This is a genomic window from Caballeronia fortuita (genome assembly GCF_001544835.2).
Lineage (GTDB): Bacteria > Pseudomonadota > Gammaproteobacteria > Burkholderiales > Burkholderiaceae > Caballeronia > Caballeronia fortuita.
In genome coordinates, this window is sequence record NZ_FCNX02000001.1 from 40,397 (window position 1) to 60,182 (window position 19,786).

Below are 19,786 nucleotides of genomic sequence, written 5' to 3' on the forward strand. Positions count from 1 at the left end.
TAACACCGCGCGCGTTGGGCCAGATCTGACTGCCAGCCTTACGATTTCTTCTTCACCGGGCGCTTGTAGCCCGTCTTGCTGACCTGCGTCTTCTCGTTGAGCACGAGTTCGCCTTCTCCCACATCCTTCCATACCGTCGTGCCCGCCGCGATCGTCACGCCGCGGCCGACGCGCACCGGCGCGACCAGTTGCGTATCCGATCCGACGAACACGTCGTCTTCGATCACCGTCCGATGCTTGTTCGCGCCGTCGTAATTGCAGGTGATCGTGCCCGCGCCGATATTGACGCGCGCGCCGACATCCGAATCGCCGACATAGCTGAGATGGTTCGCCTTCGAGCCATGACCGAGCACCGCATTTTTCACTTCGACGAAATTGCCGACGTGCGCCTCATCGCCGAGCACGGCGCCCGGACGCAGCCGCGCGTACGGACCGAGCACGACGTTCGCGCCGGTCTTGCCGCCTTCGATATGCGTGTATGCATCGACACGCGTGCCCGCGCCGATATCGGCATCGCGGATCACGCAATTCGGGCCGATCGTCACGTTGTCCGCGAGCGTCACGCGCCCTTCGAACACGCAGTTCACGTCGATCGACACATCCGCGCCGCATTCGAGCGTGCCGCGCACGTCGATGCGCGCCGGGTCCATCAGCGTCACGCCGGCATCGAGCAACGCATTCGCGACGTTGCGCTGATGGATGCGCTCCAGTTCCGCGAGCTGAATCTTGCTGTTCACGCCGAGCGTTTCCCATTCGGCGTCCGGCTGCGCGGTCACGACTTCGACGCCCGCTTCGATCGCGCGCTCGACGACGTCCGTCAGATAGAACTCGCCCTGCGCGTTGTTGTTCTTCAGCGACGCGAGCCACGTTTCGAGCGTGCGCGTCGGCGTGATGACGATGCCGGTGTTGATCTCCGCGATGCGCCGCTCTTCTTCGCTCGCATCTTTCTGTTCGACGATCTTGCGTACCTTGCCGCCCGCGTCGCGCACGATGCGCCCGTAGCCGGCCGGATCGCTCACGTCGACCGTCAGCACGCCGTAGCGCTCGGCGCCCGCGGCATGGATCAGGCGTTCGAGCGTGCTTGCGCGCGTCAGCGGCACATCGCCGTACAGCACGAGCGTCGGCACCGACGGATCGAGCAGCGGCAGCGCCTGCTGAACGGCGTGCCCCGTGCCGAGCTGCTTGTCCTGCAGCGCGAACTGGACATCCGGCGCGCCGACGGCTTCGCGGACCTTGTCCGCGCCATGCCCGACGACGACGACGAGCCGCGTCGGCGACAGCGTGCGCGCCGTATCGATGACGTGCGCGAGCAGCGGTTTGCCCGCCAATGTATGGAGTACTTTCGGCAAGGCGGAGCGCATGCGCTTGCCCATGCCGGCCGCCAGAATCACGATATTCATCGCTGAAGCCTTGCTGGTATGACGAGCCGCCAATCTATCACGCGGCTCTTTGGCGCAATGCGGCGAATCCCACGTTGCGCCTTATTGGATAAAGGGTTACAGGTCGTCGAACTGCACAATTGAAACCGTACCGGACGATCCTGACGGTTCGGTTGCACACGGTTCCTCGTCGAACGCGATATCGCCCTGCGGATCGGCTTCGCCCGTCGCGCGCAATCCGGCGAACGGAAACAGTTTGCTGTCCATCAGATGCGACGGCACCACGTTCGACAGCGCACTGAACATGTTGTCCACGCGCCCCGGAAAGCGCTTGTCCCATTCGCGGACCAGCGCCTTCATTTCGGCGCGCTTCAGATTCGGCTGGCTGCCGCACAGGTTGCACGGGATGATCGGAAATTCGCGCAGCTCGGCGTACTTTTCCAGATCGACTTCCTTCACGTAAGCGAGCGGACGGATGACGACGTTCCTGCCGTCATCGGACTGCAGCTTGGGCGGCATGCCCTTCAGCTTGCCGCCATAGAACATGTTCAGCAGCAGCGTCTGGATGATGTCGTCGCGATGATGGCCGAGCGCGATCTTGGTCGCGCCGAGCTCGCCCGCGACGCGATACAGAATGCCGCGCCGCAGCCGCGAGCACAGCGAACATGTGGTCTTGCCTTCCGGCACGAGCCGCTTGACGATGCTGTACGTGTCCTGATTTTCGATGTGAAACGGAATATCGAGCTTGCTCAGATATTCCGGCAGCACGTGCTCCGGAAAGCCCGGCTGCTTCTGATCGAGATTGACGGCGACGATCTCGAAGTTGATCGGCGCGCGCTCGCGCAGGCGCATGAGGATGTCGAGCATCGCGTAGCTGTCCTTGCCGCCGGACAGGCACACCATGACCTTGTCGCCTTTCTCGATCATGTTGAAGTCGCCGATCGCCTCGCCGACCTGGCGCGCGATCCGCTTGAACAACTTGTTGTTCTCGTACGCTTCCTTCTGCTGGCGCTTCGTCATCGCCTCGCGTGCGGGCTTTTGCGGCTCGGCGGTTTCGGCTGCGCCTTCGATCGTGTCACGCGCGTTCATGCTCGTTCCTCTTTGATGCGGAAGACTTCGACGCCGACCGCGTCGCAGTCCGGATAGACATCGGGCTTTTCCGTCGATACGGCCACCGCACGCACGTTCGGATGCGCGAGCAGCGCGGCGGCGACGTCGTCGCACAGCGTTTCCTGCAAGTGGATGTGCCCGCGCTTCACGCGCTCGGCGATGGTTGCGCGCATGAAGTCGTAATCGACGACTTCGGCCAGCTTGTCCGCGACGGGCGTCGACAGCGCGAGCGGCACGTACAGCTCGACGTTGATGACGACGCGTTGCTCGCCGCGCTTCTCGAAGTCATGCACGCCGATGTTGATGCGCACTTCGTAGTTGCGCAGAAAAAGCCGCCGGCAATCGGTCAGCCGGGGATGCGAGAGTGCGGCAAGCATGTTGGTTCCAGTATTCAGTAGACGCGGTTCATGGCTTTTGCGCGCCGATCATGTACATGACGTCGCGCGGGCTCGGCACGAGATGCTGGCCGCCATCGACGACGAGCGTCGTGCCGGTCACGCCGTGCGCATTCGCGAGAAAGCACGCGGCTTGCGCGACGTCATCGACGGTCGATGCGCGATTCAGCGGCGTCACGCGATGCGCCGATTCGAACGACGCGGGCGTCTGTCCGGCGGAAATCAGCGTCAAGCCCGGCGCCAGCCCGACGACGCGCAGCTTCGGCCCCAGCGCCTGCGCGAGCGCGACGGTCGCGTTTTCGAGCGCGGCCTTCGTCAGCGTGTAGGACAGGTAGTCCGGATTCATGTTGTACAGCTTCTGATCCAGCACGTTGATGACGACGCCGCGTTGCGTGCCGTCATCGCGAGCGGCCTCGGGCGTGATCTCGTGCAGCATGCGCGTGAGCGTGAGCGGCGCGGCGACGTTGACGGCGGTCATTTCCAGCAGCTTCGCGTAGCCGAAGTCGGTCGCGGTGTCTTCGTCGAAACGCGATGCGCAGTTCACCACGCAATTCAACCCTCCGAACGCCTCGGCGCACGCTGGCACGAGCCGCGCGACTTCCGCTTCGACGCTCAAGTCCGCCTTGAGCGCGACCGAGCGCCGCCCGAGCGCCTCGATTTGCGCGACCGTCTCGCGCGCTTCGTGCCCGGAATGGCCAAAGTGCACGGCCACGTCCCAGCCCTGCCGCGCGAATTCCAGCGCAATGCCTTGCCCGATGCGCTTCGCCGCGCCGGTCACGAGCACGGCGCGAGCGCGCGAAACGGAACCGGAAGAGGGCGAATTGGGCGAAGAAAACGGCGTGGAAGCGCTCATTTACAATACTGGGATGAATCCGAAAGCCAGACAATCCGATAGTTTACCTGCTCCGGGCGCCGACGCGCTCGCCCAGTCCGAGGCGCTGACCGGTCTGATCCGCGAGCGCATCGCCGCGGCGGGCGGCTGGCTGCCGTTCGACCGATACATGGACCTCGCGCTCTACGCGCCCGGCCTCGGCTACTACAGCGGCGGAGCGACTAAATTCGGGCGTCGGGCGGAAGACGGCAGCGATTTCGTCACCGCGCCGGAACTGTCCCCGCTTTTTGCGACAACGCTCGCGCGGCCGATCGCACAAGCGTTGCAGCAAAGCGACACCCGGCACTTGATGGAGTTCGGCGCGGGCACCGGCAAGCTCGCGGCGGGCTTGTTGAATGCGCTCGCCGGTCTCGATGTCGCGTTCGACAGCTATTCGATCGTCGATCTTTCGGGCGAGTTGCGCGCGCGTCAGCGCGAGACCATCGAAAAGGAAGCGGGCTTGCATGCGTCGAAGGTGAAATGGCTGGACGCGTTGCCGGATGGTTTCGACGGCGTCGTGATCGGCAACGAGGTGCTCGACGCGATGCCGGTGCGCCTCGTCGTGCGCAAGCTCGGCGCATGGCACGAGCGCGGCGTCGTGGTGCTGAACGACCGGTTTGCCTTCGATGACCGGCCGATTGCGCGGGATGCGCAGATCGATTTGATCGATGCCGCTATCGACGAGGCGAACGACGAGCCTTTTGCCGAATACCTCACGGAGACGCACGAGGCCGCGCTCGCGTTCACCAAGACCGTTTGCACGATGCTTACGCGCGGCGCGGCGTTTTTCATCGATTACGGCTTTCCGCGACGCGAGTTCTACCACGCGCAGCGCGCGACGGGCACGTTGATGTGCCATTACCGGCATCGCGCGCATGCGGATGCGTTTCTGTACCCGGGATTGCAGGACATCACGGCGCATGTCGAGTTTACGGGTATCGCGGAAGCGGGCGTGGAGACGGGCGCGGATTTGCTCGGGTTCACGTCGCAGGCGCGGTTTCTGATGAACGCCGGCATCACCGATGTGTTGAGCGCGCTCGATCCCGCCGATGTGACGCGGTTTTTGCCAGCGGCGAATGCGGTGCAGAAGCTGCTGTCGGAAGCGGAGATGGGCGAGCTTTTCAAGGTGATTGCGTTCTCGCGCGGCATCGACGGGACGCTCGACGCGTTTTCCACCGGGGACCGGTCACATACGCTATGAGTGCGTCGATATGATCCGCTGGCTTCTTACCACGTTCATCGCGCTCGCGATTCTCTCAGGGTCGCTGCCTTGGTTGAAGAAGTTCGGGATCGGGCGGTTGCCCGGAGATTTCACTTTGCGGATTTTTGGGCGGGAATACTCGTTTCCGTTTATGTCTACGCTCGTCTTGTCGGTTCTGCTGTCGTTGATTGTTCGGGCGCTTTAAGGGTTTCTTGTCGTTGGATCCTGTATTCTTAGTGGTCTATTTGCGCTGCCCCTGTGCGGGGCGGCACCTACTTTCTTTGCTGCTGCAAAGAAAGTAGGCAAAGAAAGCAGCTTTTCAGGCCCGCGGTCACACGCACGTTGGGTAGTTCTCTCGTCCCAGGTGGCACTCGCCTAAAGAGTGCCCTCATTACAATCATCCGGCATGGCTCGCGCACGGTCCGCCGCCCGAAACCGTTAGGAGTGCTGGTTCAGCACGAAACAGTTCCGGCACAGCGCTTCGCGCTGCCGCCGGGTATGCAAGGGAAACCAATGTGTGGCGGACGCAGTGAGATGAAAGTGTTAGCAAAGAAGCGCGCGCAGACCCGATTGACCGATCGGCCGCGAAGCGGGCTGGAGCTATCTCGCGCTGTACCAAGTTGTTGGGTGATGCGATGTGGCAGACCGTGCGCGATCCAAGCCCGGTGATTGTGATGAGGGCACTCTTTACGCGAGTGCCACATAGGACGAGAGAACTACCCAAACTGCGTGTGACCGCGGGCCTGAAAAGCTGCTTTCTTTGGTTACTTTCTTTGCAGAAGCAAAGAAAGTGACTGCCGCCCCGCACAGGGGCAGCGCAAATAAACCCACACGAAAACGGGATCCGGCGATAGAGAAATCACCCCCCCAGAGCCTCTTTGACAGCCAAAACCCGCGCATCATGCACGGCATCCTTGATCCTGGAAGGTTCGGAAGCAAACCGCTCCGCCACAGCCCCCGCATCCACCGCCCGAGCGGCAACCAGCGCCTCCCGCAACCGCTCCGCCTGCGGATAAGCCTGCTGCTCCAGCCCGAGCCTCCCGCGCGCATCGGCGAGGCACGCCTGCAGTGCTTCAGCAAACCGCGCCGGCTTGCGCAACGCATCCGATCGCTCGAAGAGACGCACAAGCGCCGCCGGGCCCATCTCCATCACGCGATGGATATTGCCGTGCTCCCGCGCGACGAGCATCGCCAGATCGCGGCACTCGTTCGGCACGCGAAGACGCTCGCAAAGCGGCCGCAGTAAATCCACACTGCGCCCCTCATGGCCGATGTGCCGCGGCAAGATGTCCTCCGGCGTCGTCGCTTTGCCGAGATCGTGCGTGAGCGCCGCAAAACGCACCGGCAACGCGAATCCCTGCGACGCCGCATAGTCGAGCACCATCATCACGTGAACGCCGGTATCGACCTCCGGATGATAGTCAGCGCGCTGCGGCACGCCCCACAACGCATCCACTTCGGGAAGAATCCGCGCGAGCGCGCCGCAGCCGCGCAATACCTCGAACATGCGCGACGGCTTCTTCTCCATCAGCCCGCGCGACACTTCCTGCCACACGCGCTCGGGGACGAGCGCATCCACTTCGCCCGCCGCGACCATCCGCTTCATCAGCTCGGCGGTTTCGGGCGCGACATCGAAATCGGCAAAACGCGCGGCAAAACGCGCAAGCCGCAGAATGCGAACGGGGTCTTCGATGAACGCATCGCCGACATGTCTGAAGAGCTTGTTCTTCAAATCGCTGCGCCCGTCGAACGGATCGATCACGGGGCCGGTCAGCTCGCCCGCTGGCGTCACTTCGCGCGCCATCGCGTTGATCGTGAGATCGCGGCGCGCGAGATCCTCCTCTAGTGTGACATCGGGCGAATAGTAAAACTGAAAGCCGTGATAGCCCGCCGCCGTCTTGCGCTCGGTGCGCGCGAGCGCGTATTCCTCGTGCGTCTGCGGATGAAGAAACACGGGAAAATCTTTCCCCACCGGCCGATAACCCAGCGCCACCATCTGCTCGGGCGTCGCGCCCACGACGACATAATCGCGATCCACCACCGGCACGCCAAGCAGCTCATCGCGGATCGCGCCGCCGACCGCGTAGATGTTCATCGCGCTTCCTCGCGCGCGTCGTCGATCCACGCCGCGACCGCCGGCAGCGCCGTCACGCGCTTCGCGTAATCGAGCGACGTCGCGCTCAATTGCGGCGCGTAGCTGTGAAAGCGCATGACGACCGGCGCGAACATCGCGTCCGCGATACCGAACTCACCGAACAGGAACGGCCCGCCCGACTTTGCGAGACACTCTGCCCAGATCGCCTCGATGCGCGCAATGTCCTCCAACGCGCCCGGCGTCGCCCCCATGCCCGGCGCGTGTATCGAGAGGTCCATCGGCATGTTCTGGCGCAAGTCCGCGAAACCCGCATGCATTTCGGCGCTGACGCTTCGGGCGCGCGCGCGGGCAGCAGTATCGCGCGGCCACATCGCGTGTTGCGGATACATCTCTGCAATGGTTTCGATGATCGCAAGCGATTCCCACACCGCATCGCCCGCATCGGTGACGAGGCACGGCACCTTGCCCGATGGCGAGACTTCGAGAATCTTCGCTTTCGTGCCGGGGCGGCCGAGGCGGATCAGTGTCTCTTCGAACGGGATGCCGAAATGTTTGAGCAGCACCCACGGACGCATCGACCAGGAAGAACTGAGCTTGTCACCGATAACGAGTTTCATGCGATCACAAAAAGATGTTTAACGATGCGCGGTTGCGCGAAAAGCGTTGAAGCGCGAACGCGACGAGTTGCCGCTCAGATACAGCGGCGCGATGGTTTCGATGCTCGCGGGCTCGTCGATGCCCAGTTCCGGCGCAAGCGGCCCGCTCGCGATGCTCGGCGTTTTCATCGAATCGAGATTGTCGCGCGAGATGATGGGCTCGCCGGGCGCCATTTCCATCGTCATCGCCTGAAGACGGCCGAGGCTCTCCGGCAGCTTGATGATGCGCGAATGCTTGCCGATCGTCGCTCCCGCGAAACGCACGAGTTCCGCGAGCGTGTAGACGGCCGGGCCCGCGAGTTCGTAGGTCTGGCCGCTGGCGGCGTCGAGATCGAGCACGTTGACCATCGCCTTCGCCACGTCGCCGACGAATACCGGCTGGAATTGCGCATCGGCGCAGGCGAGCGGTATCACCGGAAAGACGCGCTCCAGAAACGCAAACTGGTTGAGCAGATTGTCCTCGGGACCGAACACGACCGAGCTGCGGAAGAGCGTCCAGTCGAGTCCCGATTCGCGGACGATCTTCTCGCCATCGCCCTTGGAGCGCAGATACATGCTCGGGCCAGCCGGATCGGCGCCGATCGCGCTCATGTGCAAAAGACGCCGCACGCCCTTCGCCTCGCACGCCGCCGCGATCTTGCGCGGCAACTCGACGTGCGCGCGCGCGAACTCGGGGCCGTAACGATCGTCGCGCCGCCCCTGAAGAACGCCGACGAGATTGATCACCGCATCGCACTGATCGATGAACGCGGCGAGCTTTATAGGATCGTGCACATCGGTTTCGATGACATCGACGGGCAACAGCGTGAGATGCGCGGCGTTCGCGCGCCGCCGCGTCGCGATGCGCACGTTCTTGCCGAGATCGACAAGTGCATTGACGAGATGGCTGCCGATGAATCCCGAACCGCCGATCAGCGCTACATGTTGGTGTCGCATAGTTCGCCTCTTGGGTCGGCCTGACGAATGCGGCTTCAGTTCAGGACGGCGCGCCGAAAATGAAAACGCCCGCGCGTCCTGTCGTTCGACGCGCGGGCGTGAGGTTTCGCTGCAAGACGATCAGGGCGCGATATAGCCCAGACGCGCCTTCAACGACTGCGGACGGCCTTCGAACAGCGCCGCGTAGTAGACGGTGTTCGACAGCACGTTCTTCACGTAATCGCGAGTCTCGGTAAACGGGATGGTTTCAGCAAAAACCGCGCCCTCGACCGGTGCGCGCAAATCCTGCCGCCACTGCTTTGGCCGGCCCGGACCGGCGTTATAGCCAGCCGTGGCGAGCACGGGCGAGTTATCGAATTGATTGTAGATCATCGACAGGTAATTCGTGCCGAGCAGGATGTTCGTGTTGATGTCGTTCATCTGCTCGCGCGACACGGGACCAAGCCCGATCTTCTTCGCGACGAGTTGCGCCGTGCCGGGCATCAACTGCATCAGGCCGCCCGCGCCGACTTCCGAGCGCGCGTTGATGATGAAGCGCGATTCCTGGCGGATCAGCCCGTACGCCCATTCGATGTCGAGGCCGGTGTTCTGCGCGTCGCGCTCGACGATATCGCGGAACGGCGACAGATAACGCAGCGTGAAATCGTGCTCGGCCTTCGTCTTGTCGGCGGTGTTCACCGTGCGATCGAACATCTCGATGCGCTTCGCGTATTGCGCGGCCGCGAGCAGTTGACGATCGGTCATCGTGCGCAGCGGCCAGTTCCATTCGCGATTGCCTTCGAGCCGCATGTTCAGTGCGTAGAAACGCTGCGACAGCGCGAAGCCCGGCACCGACTGCATCTGCGCGACTTCGGCGTCCGAAACCGAGGTACGCGGCGGCACCGTGATCTTCTGGCCGAGTTCTTCGAGCGCGAGCTGGCCGTAGAAGTTGTATTGATCCGCGATGCTCTGGAATTCCTGATTCGCCGTAGCCGCGTCGCCGGCCTGCTTCACGGCACGCGCGTGCCAGTACACCCACGAAGGCTGTGCGCGCAGCGTGGGCGGCATCTGTTCGATGGACCAGCGCACCATGTTCCAGTCGCCGGCGAGCAACGCGCTGCGCGTGCGCCATTCATACGCCGGATTCGACAATTGCGCGTTCGCCGACAGCCGATACCAGTCCGCCGCCGACGGCATGCGCTTGATCGCCGCCTGATAGCCGATCGTGCCCCAGCCTGTCGCGCGCTCCGCCGGCGTCAGGCTCGGCGCGACCGCGCTGAACGTGGCCGCGGCCATCGCCGGATCGTTGCGCGCCATGCGCGTGATGGCGAGCAGCGTCAACTGATGCGCCGGCGTGTTGGGCATCACGCCGCGCGCGAGGTAGAGCGGCGGCTTGTTGACGGCGTCGTCGAAGAGCGAATCCTTCGGCTTTTCCTGACCGAGCGCGTCGACGATGCTCGAGCCCGTGGTCGTGTAGTTCTGCTCGTAGGCGAGACGGATCTGCTGCCAGATATCGTCGCTCGTGAACTGGCCCGACTCCGCGAGCGCGCCGATAAGATCGACGCAGCCATCGCCATACCATTTCGGTTCGACGAGCAGCGCGCGCGCCGCATCCGAAACATTCTCGCCACGCGACATGCGCGCTTCGAGGGCGTAGCACTTGACCTGCGTGTCGTCGTTGAGAACGAAGCGGGAATACTGCTGCTCGAAGTTTTTCCAGTCGTGACGACCGCCGAGCACGACGAGATAGTCGTTGCGCATCCGATCGGCGATGGCCTGGCCGTCGTAACGCTGCAAGAACGAGAGCACCGGCGCGTCGGGCGCGTCGATGCGCGCGTGGCCCTGCGAATCGAAAAGCTGCGGCTTGATCGTGAAGTATTCGAGATAGCTGGGCGCCGGATAGTTCGGAATCTGCGCCGCGAGCAGCGCGGCTTTGCCGGCATCGTTCGCGCGCGCGGCATCGCGCAACTGCAGGAAGATGCGGTCGTCGGATGTGGGCGGGAAGTCGGCGTCGGGGCGAACAGCGGAAGCCGTGCCGCACGCGACGAGCGCCGCCGTGGCAAGGGCTGTGCCGACCGCGAGATATACTCGTTCGAGGCGTTTTGACATCTTTATTTCTGGAGCGCGAATGGTCTTGAACCGTGTCCTGAGATCGGAGGAAAGCATAGCACGCAACGTTTGCGATCAATCCAAGAGCGAACCTAAAAGCGCCCTGCGCGCCACGCTGCTCGCGACTCGTGAAGCCCAGCGCGAACAAGCCGGACAGGCCGCACGCAACGAAGCGCTCGCCGCGCGCGTTCGGGAGATGCTCGCGCGGCACGAGGCGCGCAGCGTAGGCTTTTACTGGCCGGTCGCGGGCGAGTTCGACGCGCGCGATGCGCTCACGCACTGGCTCGACGCCGATGCGACGCGCGGCGCCGCGCTGCCGGTCGTCGTGACACCGCACGCGCCGATGGTCTTCCACGCCTGGCGCGCCGATGCGCCGATGAAAGAAGGCCGATACCGCATTCCGGTGCCCGCCGAAGAGACGATCGCGGTGCCGGAACTGTTGCTGATTCCGTGCGTCGGTTTCGATGCGGATCGATATCGGCTGGGCTACGGCGGCGGTTATTACGACCGCACGCTCGCCGCGTGGCCGAACGGCGTGCGGCCGGTGACGATCGGCGTCGCATACGAATCGGGCAAGTGCCGCACGTTGCCGCGCGAGACGCACGACATGCCGCTCGACGCGATCATCACCGAATCACGCATGTACTAAAGCGATGCCGCTGCGCGCGCGGCGGTATCGTAGAGACCGGATGCATTGCGCATCAATTGCGCGGCCTCGCCGATCTGCTCGTTCGTAAGACCGCTTTCGCGCAGCGTTTCAATGAGACACGCCTCGCGCACCTCGCGATATTTGCCGCACAGTTCGCGCCCAGCCGGGGTCGCGGAAAAGAACACTTCCTTGCCGTTTTTCTCGCTCTGCACATAGCCGCGAGCGACGAGTTTCTTCAGTGCATACGTGGCGACGTGCGTGTCCTCGATATTCAGCACGAAGCAGATGTCAGCGAGCTTCTTCTTGCGGTCGCGATGACTCACGTGGTGCAGCAGCGACACTTCCACCGCCGTCATGTCCTTCGCGCCCGCCGCGGACATGCAGCGCACCATCCAGCGATTGAACGCGTTGCCCGCCATGATGAGGCCGTATTCGAACTCCGACAATTCCGCGCTGGCTTCGGAGACGAGATGCTCGGACGAAACGATCTTGGTGGGATGGCGCGGCATGGCGATGACCGGTTTTGAGTGCGTTGGAGTGTAGCGCAACGTCGATTTCGCGAGCGACGGCGCGCCTCGGCAAAAACCTGTATTGATAATTTCTTGATAATTTATTGACAATGTAACATTCTGCGACGGTGCGGCGTTCAATCGGACAGGTGAATTTCGCGCATCGCAAAGGCAAATTCGAGGCATGACAAGACCACGTATTCATCCGCTGGGCGACACCGCGCTCGTGTGCGAAGCCACGCCGCCCGCCACGCTCGATTGCCAGCGCCGCATCTGGGCGCTGGCGGAGCACGGGCGCCTCATGCCGCACGTCATCGAAGTGGTGCCGGGCATGAACAATCTCACGATCGTTTTCGATCCGCTGAGCGCCGACTACGAATCGCTCGCCGCTCAACTGGAAAGCGGCTGGGACGCAGCCGAAGCAGCCGACATGCAAGGCGCCGAAATCGAGATTCCGGTGCGCTACGGCGGCGCCGACGGACCCGATCTCACCGCGCTCGCTGAGCACACGGGCTTTTCCGTCGACGAAGTGGTGAAGCGTCATACGCAAGCGGAGTACGTCGTGTTCTTCCTCGGTTTTCAGCCGGGCTTCGCGTATCTCGGAGGGCTCGATCCCGCGCTCGCCATGCCGCGCCGCGCCGAACCGCGTCTCGACGTGCCGGCGGGATCGGTCGGCATCGGCGGGGCGCAGACGGGCATTTATCCGGCGGCGTCGCCGGGCGGCTGGCAATTGCTCGGGCGCACGGAGCTGAAATTGTTCGACGCGGCCAGAAATCCGCCGACGCTCATGCAGCCCGGCGACCGCGTGCGCTTCACGGCGCTGGAGGTGCGCGCATGATCGACGTCATTCGCGCGGGCGTGCTCACTTCCGTCCAGGATCTCGGCCGGCGCGGCTACCGGCATCTCGGCGTGAGTTCGGGTGGCGCGCTCGACGCGCTGTCGCTGGAAATCGGCAACCGTATCGTCGGGAACCGGCCGGACGCGGCGGGCATCGAGATCACGTTCGGGCCGACGGTGCTGCGCTTCAAGCACGCGACGCGCATTGCCATCACTGGAACCGATTTCGGCGCGACGCTCGACGACGAACCGGTGTATTCGTGGTGGAGCCTGCCAGTGCGCGCGGGCCAGGAACTGACGCTGCGCGCGGCGAAGCGCGGCATGCGCTGCTATGTGGCGATCGCGGGCGGCATCGACGTGCTGCCGATGCTCGGCTCGCGCTCGACCGATCTCGGCGCGTGCTTCGGCGGCCTCGGCGGACGCGCGCTGCGCGACGGCGACCGGCTGCCGGTCGGTGTCCCGCAGCCGCACAAGGGCATCGCGTTTTCGCCGGAAGAACCAGCGTTCGGCGTGAAAGCGCCCGCGTGGTGCAAGTTCGTGCTCGTGGACGAACCCGTGCGGCGCGGACGCCATTCGCCGGGACTCGCGTGGGCCGTGCCGATCCGCGTGCTGCGCGGCCCGGAATACGCGAGTTTCAGCGACGCCGCGCAGGAGCGCATTTGGGACGAGGAATGGACGATCACGCCGAACAGCAACCGGATGGGCTTTCGCCTCGCGGGCACGGCGCTCGAGCGGCGCGAGAAGATCGAGCTGCTGTCGCATGCGGTGCTGCCCGGCACGATCCAGGTGCCGCCGAACGGCCAGCCGATCATCCTGATGGGCGACGCCCAGACCACGGGCGGCTATCCGAAGATCGGCGCGGTCATCAAGGCGGATTTGTGGAAGCTCGCGCAAGTGAGGCTGAACGGCGGCGTGCGCTTCATCGAGACGTCGGTGGAAGAAGCGCGGCACGCGCTCGCCGACGAACGGCAATACGTAAGCCAGGTGGAAACGGCCATCGCGATGCACGAGGAACGCATCGCGCGCGCGGGCTCATGAAGGCGCGCCGCGCATCCATCACCATTTAACGGAACGACTGCGAAAACATCATGGAAATCGATCTCAATGCCGATCTCGGCGAAGGCTGCGGCTCCGACGAAGCGCTGCTCGATCTCGTGAGTTCCGCGAACATCGCGTGCGGCTGGCACGCCGGCGGCGCCACCGCCATGCGCGATTGCGTGCGCTGGGCCGTCGAGAAGGGCGTCGCCATCGGCGCGCATCCGAGCTTCAACGATCCCGAGAACTTCGGCCGCAAGGAAATGGACCTGCCGCCGGAGGAAATCTATGCGGGCGTGCTGTATCAGCTTGGCGCGCTCTCGGCGATCGCGCAGGCAGAAGGCGGGCGCATCGCGCATGTGAAGCCGCACGGCGCGCTCTACAACCAGGCGGCGAAAAGCACCGCAATCGCCGATGCCATCGTCTCCGCCGTGCACGACTTCGATCCGTCGCTGCTCGTGTTCGGGCTCGCGAACAGCGGGCTCGTCGAAGCGGCGCGGCGCGCCGGGCTGATCGCCATCGAGGAAGTGTTCGCGGATCGCGGCTATCGCGCGGACGGTTCGCTCGTGCCGCGCAAGGAACCGGGCGCGCTGCTCGACGATGAAAATGCCGTGCTCGACCGCACGCTCGCGATGGTGCGCGAGCAGCGCGTGAAAGCCGTATCGGGCGAATGGGTGCCGCTCAACGCGCAGACGATCTGTCTGCACGGCGACGGCGCCCATGCGCTCGAATTCGCGCGGCGCATTCGCGACGCGCTGGCGGATGCGGGCATCGAAGTGCGCGCCGCGCACGCCGAGTGACAGGCAGCAAGGTAGTTTTGAACGCCCCGTCGAACCGGGGCGTTTTAGCAAGCAAGCAGTGAATCCACGCGCCCGGTACGAGGCGTGACGTCAATATTGTTTGGAGAACTCATGGCAACCCCTGTCAATTTGTGGCCGCTCATCGGCGTGGCCGTCATCATCGCGGGCTTCGTGCTGCGCTTCAATCCGATGCTGATCGTCGCGGCGGCGGCGATCATCACCGGCTTCGCGGCGCACTTTCCCGTCGAAAAAATCCTGACCGCGATCGGCAGCGGCTTTCTCAAGACGCGCAACATTCCGCTCATCATCCTGTTGCCGCTCGCGGTGATCGGTCTGCTCGAACGGCACGGCCTGCGCGAGCGCGCGCAGATGTGGATTTCGAGCATCAAGGCGGCGACGGCCGGGCGTCTCTTGATCGTCTATCTGTTCGTGCGCGAGATCACGGCGGCGGTCGGATTGACGGGTCTCGGCGGTCATCCGCAGATGGTGCGTCCGCTGCTCGCGCCGATGGCCGAAGGCGCCACAGAAGCGCGCTACGGCAAGCTTTCCGACGCGACGCGCTTCAAGCTGCGCGCGTACTCGGCGGCGACCGACAACGTCGGCCTGTTCTTCGGCGAAGACATCTTCGTGGCGTTCGGCGCGATCGTGCTGATGGTCACGTTCCTGAAGGAAGCGGGCATCGTCGTGGAGCCGATGCATGTCGCCGTGTGGGGCATTCCCACTGCGATCTGCGCGTTCCTGATTCACGGATTCCGACTGTGGCTGCTCGATCGCAGGCTCGCGCGCGAACTCGACGCACTGACGCGCAACGTCGCGGGAGAAAAAGCATGACGCTCACGATCAACTATCTGTTCTATCTCGTCGGCATCATTCTGCTGGTCGTCGGCGGGATGATTCTCACGGACAAGGCGCATCCGCGTCGTCTGAGCGCCGGCGGCTTCTGGCTGATCTACGCGCTGATCTTTCTCGTCGGCGACTGGATTCCGGTGCCGGTGGTCGGTGTGCTCGTCGTGGCGATGGCGCTGATCGCGGGCTTCGGCGGCGTCACCGGCGCGAAGCCGAAAATGCTCTCCGAAGACACGCGCCGCAAGAGCGCGGTGCGGCTCGGCAACAAGCTCTTCGTGCCCGCGCTGAACATTCCCGTCGTCACCGTGATTCTCACGCTCGTCGCGAAGTATCTCGTGTTCGGCGGCGTGCCGTTGATCGAGCTAAAGAACGTGACGCTGATCGGCTTTGGTATCGGCTGCGTGATCGCGCTCGCGATTGCGTGCGTGATGACGCGCGATACCGTCGGCCAGTCGATGCGTGAGACGCGCCGTCTCATCGATGCGCTTTCTTGGGCGGCCGTGCTGCCGCAGATGCTCGGCATGCTCGGGCTCGTGTTCTCGGATGCGGGCGTCGGCAAAGCGGTCGCGCATGTGACGACGGCTTACGTCAACATGGATTACCGGCTTGTCGCCGTGGCCGTGTATGTCGTCGGGATGGCGCTATTCACGATGGTCATGGGCAACGGCTTCGCCGCGTTCCCGGTGATGACGGGCGGTGTCGGCGTGCCGATTCTCGTCGGCGTATTTCACGGCAATCCCGCGACGATGGCCGCGATCGGCATGTTCTCGGGTTACTGCGGCACGCTGATGACGCCGATGGCCGCGAATTTCAATATCGTGCCGGCGGCGCTGCTGGAGTTGCCGGACAAGAATGCGGTGATCAAAGTGCAAGTGCCGACGGCGGTGGCGTTGCTGGTGGCGAATGTTTTCTTGCTCAACTGGTTGATGTTTATCTGACTCAGCGATGACGGCGCCGGAATCAATCCTCGAGAGATGAGACTCGCCTAAACAGGCAGGAAAAAATCGGCGCATCGTCAATTCGATCTCCGGAGGCCGTGCAACCTGCACGGCCTCGAGAATGATCGTGAAAAAACCTGTCATAGAACGTAATAACGATCGAAAGGTTTTGGCTGAACGGCGTCGCGCACTAGGAAAGATACTAAATAAGAGCTCGATCGCTGGACACGCTCGATTGGTGAGCCTCACAATTCAATCCGTTATATCAACGACGCCATCAGCAATGGCGGGTTCGCATTTGCCGAACCATCATATGCGCCTTCTCCCATAGATTGTTCTCGCGCCGCGACGGCATATCTTGGCGTCTGAAAACGCTATGTCACCCACTACCGGGCATTTGATTCCGCTGCGCCGTGGCGCATGAATATAAAGCAGGCTGCGTGAAATTGCCGCGCCTGCTCCGAATGTAATTAGTAATGCTTTTGATTGAGTATGAGGCTAATACTCCCGTGATCGCTCAAATGTTGCAGTTATTGGCCGCGTTCTTTATCTCATATCTACTGGTATCGCTGATCGTTCGTTTCAAGAACTGGCACGGACGGCTATCGATGGATCGGGATCTGGGCGGCGTCCAGAAGGTACATGCAGTCGCTGTTCCACGCATCGGTGGCGTCGGGATTGCGGCGGCCGTCGCGATGACGTCTATCGCCTACGCTGCACTGAATCCCTTCACACTCAACACGCAAGCCCTCATGCTGCTCGCGTGCTCCTTGCCCGCGTTCCTGTCCGGTCTCGTAGAAGATTTGACCAAGAAGGTGAGCCCTTCTATACGGCTCGTCACATCGATGATTGCAGCGTTGCTGGCGTGCTTTGCGTTACGGGCGGTAATCGGTCACGTGGGGTTGTCGTTTGTCGACGCCCTGCTTTATTTTCTCCCGGTGTCCATTGTGTTCACCGTGTTCGCCGTATCGGGCTTAGTCCATGCAATCAACATAATTGATGGCATGAACGGGCTCGCTTCTGTCGTCGCGATCATCATTCTTTCTTCGATAGCTGTGGTCGCATGGCAAGTCGGTGACGAATTGGTCATGCACGTCGCTGTCGTGGCAATTGGTGCGACGCTCGGCTTTTTCGCGTGGAACTATCCGGTTTCGCGAATATTTCTCGGCGACGGCGGAGCGTATTTCATCGGGTTCATCGTTGCCGAATTGCTTGTTTTGCTCATCGAACGTAATTCCGGTGTTTCGCCGCTTTACGCCATCCTGGTGAGCATCTATCCGGCATTCGAAACGCTGTTCTCGATATATCGGCGCAAAGTCTTGCGTGGTCTGCCCGCCGGTGCGCCGGACGCAATTCACCTTCATACCTTGATTTACCGTCGCATCGTGGAAATCGGCGCGCCCATGCGCGACTTGCGCGCGGTGAATCGTCGGAATTCGCGCACTTCTCCGTATCTGTGGACGCTCACGCTCGGCGCAGTAGTTCCGGCGACGCTGTTCTGGAGAAGCCCGTCGCTGCTGATGGCATTCGTGGCCATGTTCATCGTGACGTACATCTGGCTGTATCAGGCGATAGTGCGATTCAGAACGCCAGGCTGGCTTCGACAGACCGGGCGCTAACCCTCCTTCCTGCCCTTCGAAGCGTTTTCGAACGGCAGATGAATACGCCGCACATTTTCGCCGCGCCATGCGCGCCTTCAACCGTCTTGGCGAGCATCACTGCCTCGACGCAACAAATCCTCCGACATGCTTCGCTTGTCGCGAGAGGGTCAGAATCGTCTGAATCAGAGGACCTCGGGTTCATGCATTTCCTTCGCCGTACAAAGTCAGCTTTGCTTGCCGCCGTTCCGCCGTTGTTGCTGAGCGCTTGTGCCTTTGCTCCCGGAATGCACTTCGATCCGAGCGTGCCCGTCGATCCAACCGACGCATCCTCGACGCCGCATGTCACGGCGATCACGCCCGAGTTGCTCCGGCAACAAAAGTCTTTGCGCGAAGCCGAAACCGGCGATACGTACCGAAGCCTCATCGGGTCTCCCAAACACTATGTGATCGGCCCGGCGGACGTGCTCTCGATCATCGTCTGGGACCATCCAGAACTGGTCGTACCGAATCTCACTTACACCATCGGCGATACGGCCGGGACTTTGCCCACCGGGCCCGGACTGAGCTCGCAGGCTGTCCCGGGCTTCGTCGTGGGCGACGATGGAAACATTCAGTTTCCCTATGTTGGCTCTCTGAAGGCTGCGGGCAGAACGGTCGCCGAGGTGCAGGCGATCCTCCAACGGCAGTTGTCGCCGTACGTGAAGGATCCCCAGGTCACAGTGAGTGTCGTCGCGTACCGAAGTAAGCGAATCTTCGTCGAGGGACAGGTTGCGCAACCTGGCGTGAAGCCGATTACGAATGTGCCTATGTCCCTGGCCGAAGCTTTGAGCGAAGCTAACGGTGTTGTCGCGGGTATCGGCGATACGGGCCGCATTCAGTTGCTCAGAGGCGGCCGCACCTATGAGTTGAGTCTGTCGAAGCTGGCTGATGCGGGAATAGACGCGTCGATGATCGCGCTGCACGATCGCGACGTCGTACGCGTGCCGCCGCAGACATATAACCAGGTTTTCGTCACGGGCGAGGTCATCCGCCCCACTGCGTTACCCATGCATGACGGCCGCCTCAGCCTGAGCGATGCGCTGGCCTCGGCTTCAGGCGTGAATCCGGCAACATCGAAGCCAGCGGCCATCTATGTGGTGCGTGCAACCAGTGATCCGGCGAGCCCGCAAGTGTTTCATCTGGACAGCACGTCGCCCGTCGGTCTTGCGCTGGCAGAGCACTTCGAATTGCAGCCCAAGGACGTCGTCTATGTGGACGCGACGGGTCTTGCACGTTGGGCGCGCGTGGTCAACCTGTTGATGCCGAGTGCTCAGGGTATGAATCTCGGCAAGCAGGTAGCGGGTTACTGATCGAGCCGATTGGCGCTGCATGCCGGATGAACCGGCTTCGAGGCTGAGTGATGATCGCGTCCGTTTTGGTTGTTTGCGAAGGAAACATCTGTCGCAGTCCTATGGGAGCCGAGCTCCTTCGACAGCGGTTGCCTTCCGCTCATGTAGGGTCGGCGGGAATCGGTGCGCTCGTCGGTCATCCGGCCGATCCCCATGCACAAGACGTCATGCGATCGAACGGCTTCGATATCTCGACGCATCGGGCGGCGCAACTCGGCGCGGCGAATTGCAGGGAAGCGGAGCTGATTCTCGTCATGCAGGCCTCACAGAAGCGCCACCTGGAGGAACGTTATCCATCAGCGAGGGGGCGCATCTTTCAACTAGGGCACTTCAGCAAATTCGAAGTGCCCGATCCATACCGCAAGGGACGAACGCACTTTGAACGGTGCTTCGAACTCGTCGACAAAGGTGTCGCCGATTGGGTCGAACGAATCGAATCAGCGCGTATATAA

20 protein-coding genes are annotated in these 19,786 nt (G+C 62.8%); 11 read left to right on the top strand and 9 right to left on the bottom strand.

From position 1 onward, the window contains the following. Nucleotides 1–38 precede the first annotated feature (38 nt). The 4 genes from glmU to AWB77_RS00240 form a co-directional block, all read right to left on the bottom strand. Nucleotides 39–1,400 carry a bifunctional UDP-N-acetylglucosamine diphosphorylase/glucosamine-1-phosphate N-acetyltransferase GlmU gene (glmU, locus tag AWB77_RS00225; protein ID WP_061132409.1) on the bottom strand — a complete coding sequence of 454 codons (1,362 nt, stop codon included), beginning with the start codon at nt 1,398–1,400 and terminating at the stop codon, nt 39–41. Between the two features lie 96 nt (nt 1,401–1,496). After that, a complete protein-coding gene (gene ttcA / locus AWB77_RS00230; RefSeq protein ID WP_061132410.1) occupies nt 1,497–2,468 on the bottom strand; it encodes a tRNA 2-thiocytidine(32) synthetase TtcA in 972 nt (323 codons plus the stop codon). Next, nucleotides 2,465–2,866 carry a dihydroneopterin aldolase gene (locus tag AWB77_RS00235; RefSeq protein ID WP_061132411.1) on the bottom strand — a complete coding sequence of 134 codons (402 nt, stop codon included), beginning with the start codon at nt 2,864–2,866 and terminating at the stop codon, nt 2,465–2,467. Before AWB77_RS00235 ends, ttcA begins: the two co-directional genes overlap by 4 nt. 28 nt (nt 2,867–2,894) lie before the next feature. After that, nucleotides 2,895–3,737, bottom strand: coding sequence for an SDR family oxidoreductase (locus AWB77_RS00240; protein ID WP_061132412.1), 843 nt, complete (start codon nt 3,735–3,737; stop codon nt 2,895–2,897). 13 nt (nt 3,738–3,750) lie between these two features. Here AWB77_RS00240 and AWB77_RS00245 point away from each other — a divergent pair, with 13 nt between their 5' ends. Then, nucleotides 3,751–4,956: a class I SAM-dependent methyltransferase gene (locus AWB77_RS00245; RefSeq protein ID WP_061133084.1), complete on the top strand. Its 1,206-nt coding sequence runs from the start codon at nt 3,751–3,753 to the stop codon at nt 4,954–4,956. Between the two features lie 10 nt (nt 4,957–4,966). Continuing rightward, complete coding sequence (locus AWB77_RS00250) at nt 4,967–5,161, top strand: DUF2905 domain-containing protein (RefSeq protein ID WP_061132413.1); 195 nt, start codon at nt 4,967–4,969, stop codon at nt 5,159–5,161. Between the two features lie 654 nt (nt 5,162–5,815). On the opposite strand, the gene AWB77_RS00255 is transcribed toward AWB77_RS00250, so the two are convergent. The 4 genes from AWB77_RS00255 to AWB77_RS00270 all read right to left on the bottom strand — a co-directional run bounded on the left by AWB77_RS00255 (nt 5,816) and on the right by AWB77_RS00270 (nt 10,731). Beyond that, complete coding sequence (locus tag AWB77_RS00255; RefSeq protein WP_061132414.1) at nt 5,816–7,051, bottom strand: multifunctional CCA addition/repair protein; 1,236 nt, start codon at nt 7,049–7,051, stop codon at nt 5,816–5,818. Further along, nucleotides 7,048–7,668 (bottom strand): glutathione S-transferase family protein, encoded by a 621-nt coding sequence (locus tag AWB77_RS00260; RefSeq protein ID WP_061132415.1) that lies wholly within the window; start codon nt 7,666–7,668, stop codon nt 7,048–7,050. The genes AWB77_RS00255 and AWB77_RS00260 overlap by 4 nt, the downstream gene beginning before the upstream one ends. An 18-nt stretch (nt 7,669–7,686) precedes the next feature. Then, complete coding sequence (locus AWB77_RS00265) at nt 7,687–8,643, bottom strand: complex I NDUFA9 subunit family protein (protein ID WP_061132416.1); 957 nt, start codon at nt 8,641–8,643, stop codon at nt 7,687–7,689. Between the two features lie 120 nt (nt 8,644–8,763). Next, nucleotides 8,764–10,731: a lytic transglycosylase domain-containing protein gene (locus AWB77_RS00270; RefSeq protein ID WP_061132417.1), complete on the bottom strand. Its 1,968-nt coding sequence runs from the start codon at nt 10,729–10,731 to the stop codon at nt 8,764–8,766. 19 nt (nt 10,732–10,750) lie between these two features. Here AWB77_RS00270 and AWB77_RS00275 point away from each other — a divergent pair, with 19 nt between their 5' ends. Then, nucleotides 10,751–11,380 (top strand): 5-formyltetrahydrofolate cyclo-ligase, encoded by a 630-nt coding sequence (locus tag AWB77_RS00275; protein WP_082852549.1) that lies wholly within the window; start codon nt 10,751–10,753, stop codon nt 11,378–11,380. Here the strand turns inward: AWB77_RS00275 and AWB77_RS00280 are convergent. Beyond that, nucleotides 11,377–11,889 (bottom strand): winged helix DNA-binding protein, encoded by a 513-nt coding sequence (locus AWB77_RS00280; RefSeq protein ID WP_061132418.1) that lies wholly within the window; start codon nt 11,887–11,889, stop codon nt 11,377–11,379. The genes AWB77_RS00275 and AWB77_RS00280 overlap by 4 nt on opposite strands. Before the next feature lie 184 nt (nt 11,890–12,073). On the opposite strand from AWB77_RS00280, the gene pxpB reads away from it, so the two are divergent. From pxpB to AWB77_RS00320, 8 genes are all read left to right on the top strand, one after another. Then, nucleotides 12,074–12,727 (top strand): 5-oxoprolinase subunit PxpB, encoded by a 654-nt coding sequence (pxpB, locus tag AWB77_RS00285; protein WP_061132419.1) that lies wholly within the window; start codon nt 12,074–12,076, stop codon nt 12,725–12,727. Continuing rightward, nucleotides 12,724–13,764 carry a 5-oxoprolinase subunit C family protein gene (locus AWB77_RS00290; RefSeq protein WP_061132420.1) on the top strand — a complete coding sequence of 347 codons (1,041 nt, stop codon included), beginning with the start codon at nt 12,724–12,726 and terminating at the stop codon, nt 13,762–13,764. Before pxpB ends, AWB77_RS00290 begins: the two co-directional genes overlap by 4 nt. Before the next feature lie 50 nt (nt 13,765–13,814). Then, nucleotides 13,815–14,561 (top strand): 5-oxoprolinase subunit PxpA, encoded by a 747-nt coding sequence (gene pxpA / locus AWB77_RS00295; RefSeq protein WP_061132421.1) that lies wholly within the window; start codon nt 13,815–13,817, stop codon nt 14,559–14,561. A gap of 111 nt (nt 14,562–14,672) precedes the next feature. Next, a complete protein-coding gene (locus AWB77_RS00300; RefSeq protein ID WP_061132422.1) occupies nt 14,673–15,392 on the top strand; it encodes a DUF969 domain-containing protein in 720 nt (239 codons plus the stop codon). After that, nucleotides 15,389–16,345 (top strand): DUF979 domain-containing protein, encoded by a 957-nt coding sequence (locus AWB77_RS00305; RefSeq protein WP_061132423.1) that lies wholly within the window; start codon nt 15,389–15,391, stop codon nt 16,343–16,345. Before AWB77_RS00300 ends, AWB77_RS00305 begins: the two co-directional genes overlap by 4 nt. Before the next feature lie 521 nt (nt 16,346–16,866). After that, nucleotides 16,867–17,964: an MraY family glycosyltransferase gene (locus AWB77_RS00310; protein WP_061132424.1), complete on the top strand. Its 1,098-nt coding sequence runs from the start codon at nt 16,867–16,869 to the stop codon at nt 17,962–17,964. A gap of 38 nt (nt 17,965–18,002) precedes the next feature. Beyond that, nucleotides 18,003–19,295, top strand: a complete 1,293-nt coding sequence (locus tag AWB77_RS00315) for a polysaccharide biosynthesis/export family protein (RefSeq protein ID WP_244158371.1) — start codon at nt 18,003–18,005, stop codon at nt 19,293–19,295. Between the two features lie 50 nt (nt 19,296–19,345). Further along, entirely contained in the window at nt 19,346–19,786 is a 441-nt protein-coding gene (locus AWB77_RS00320; protein ID WP_061132425.1) for a low molecular weight protein-tyrosine-phosphatase, read from the top strand.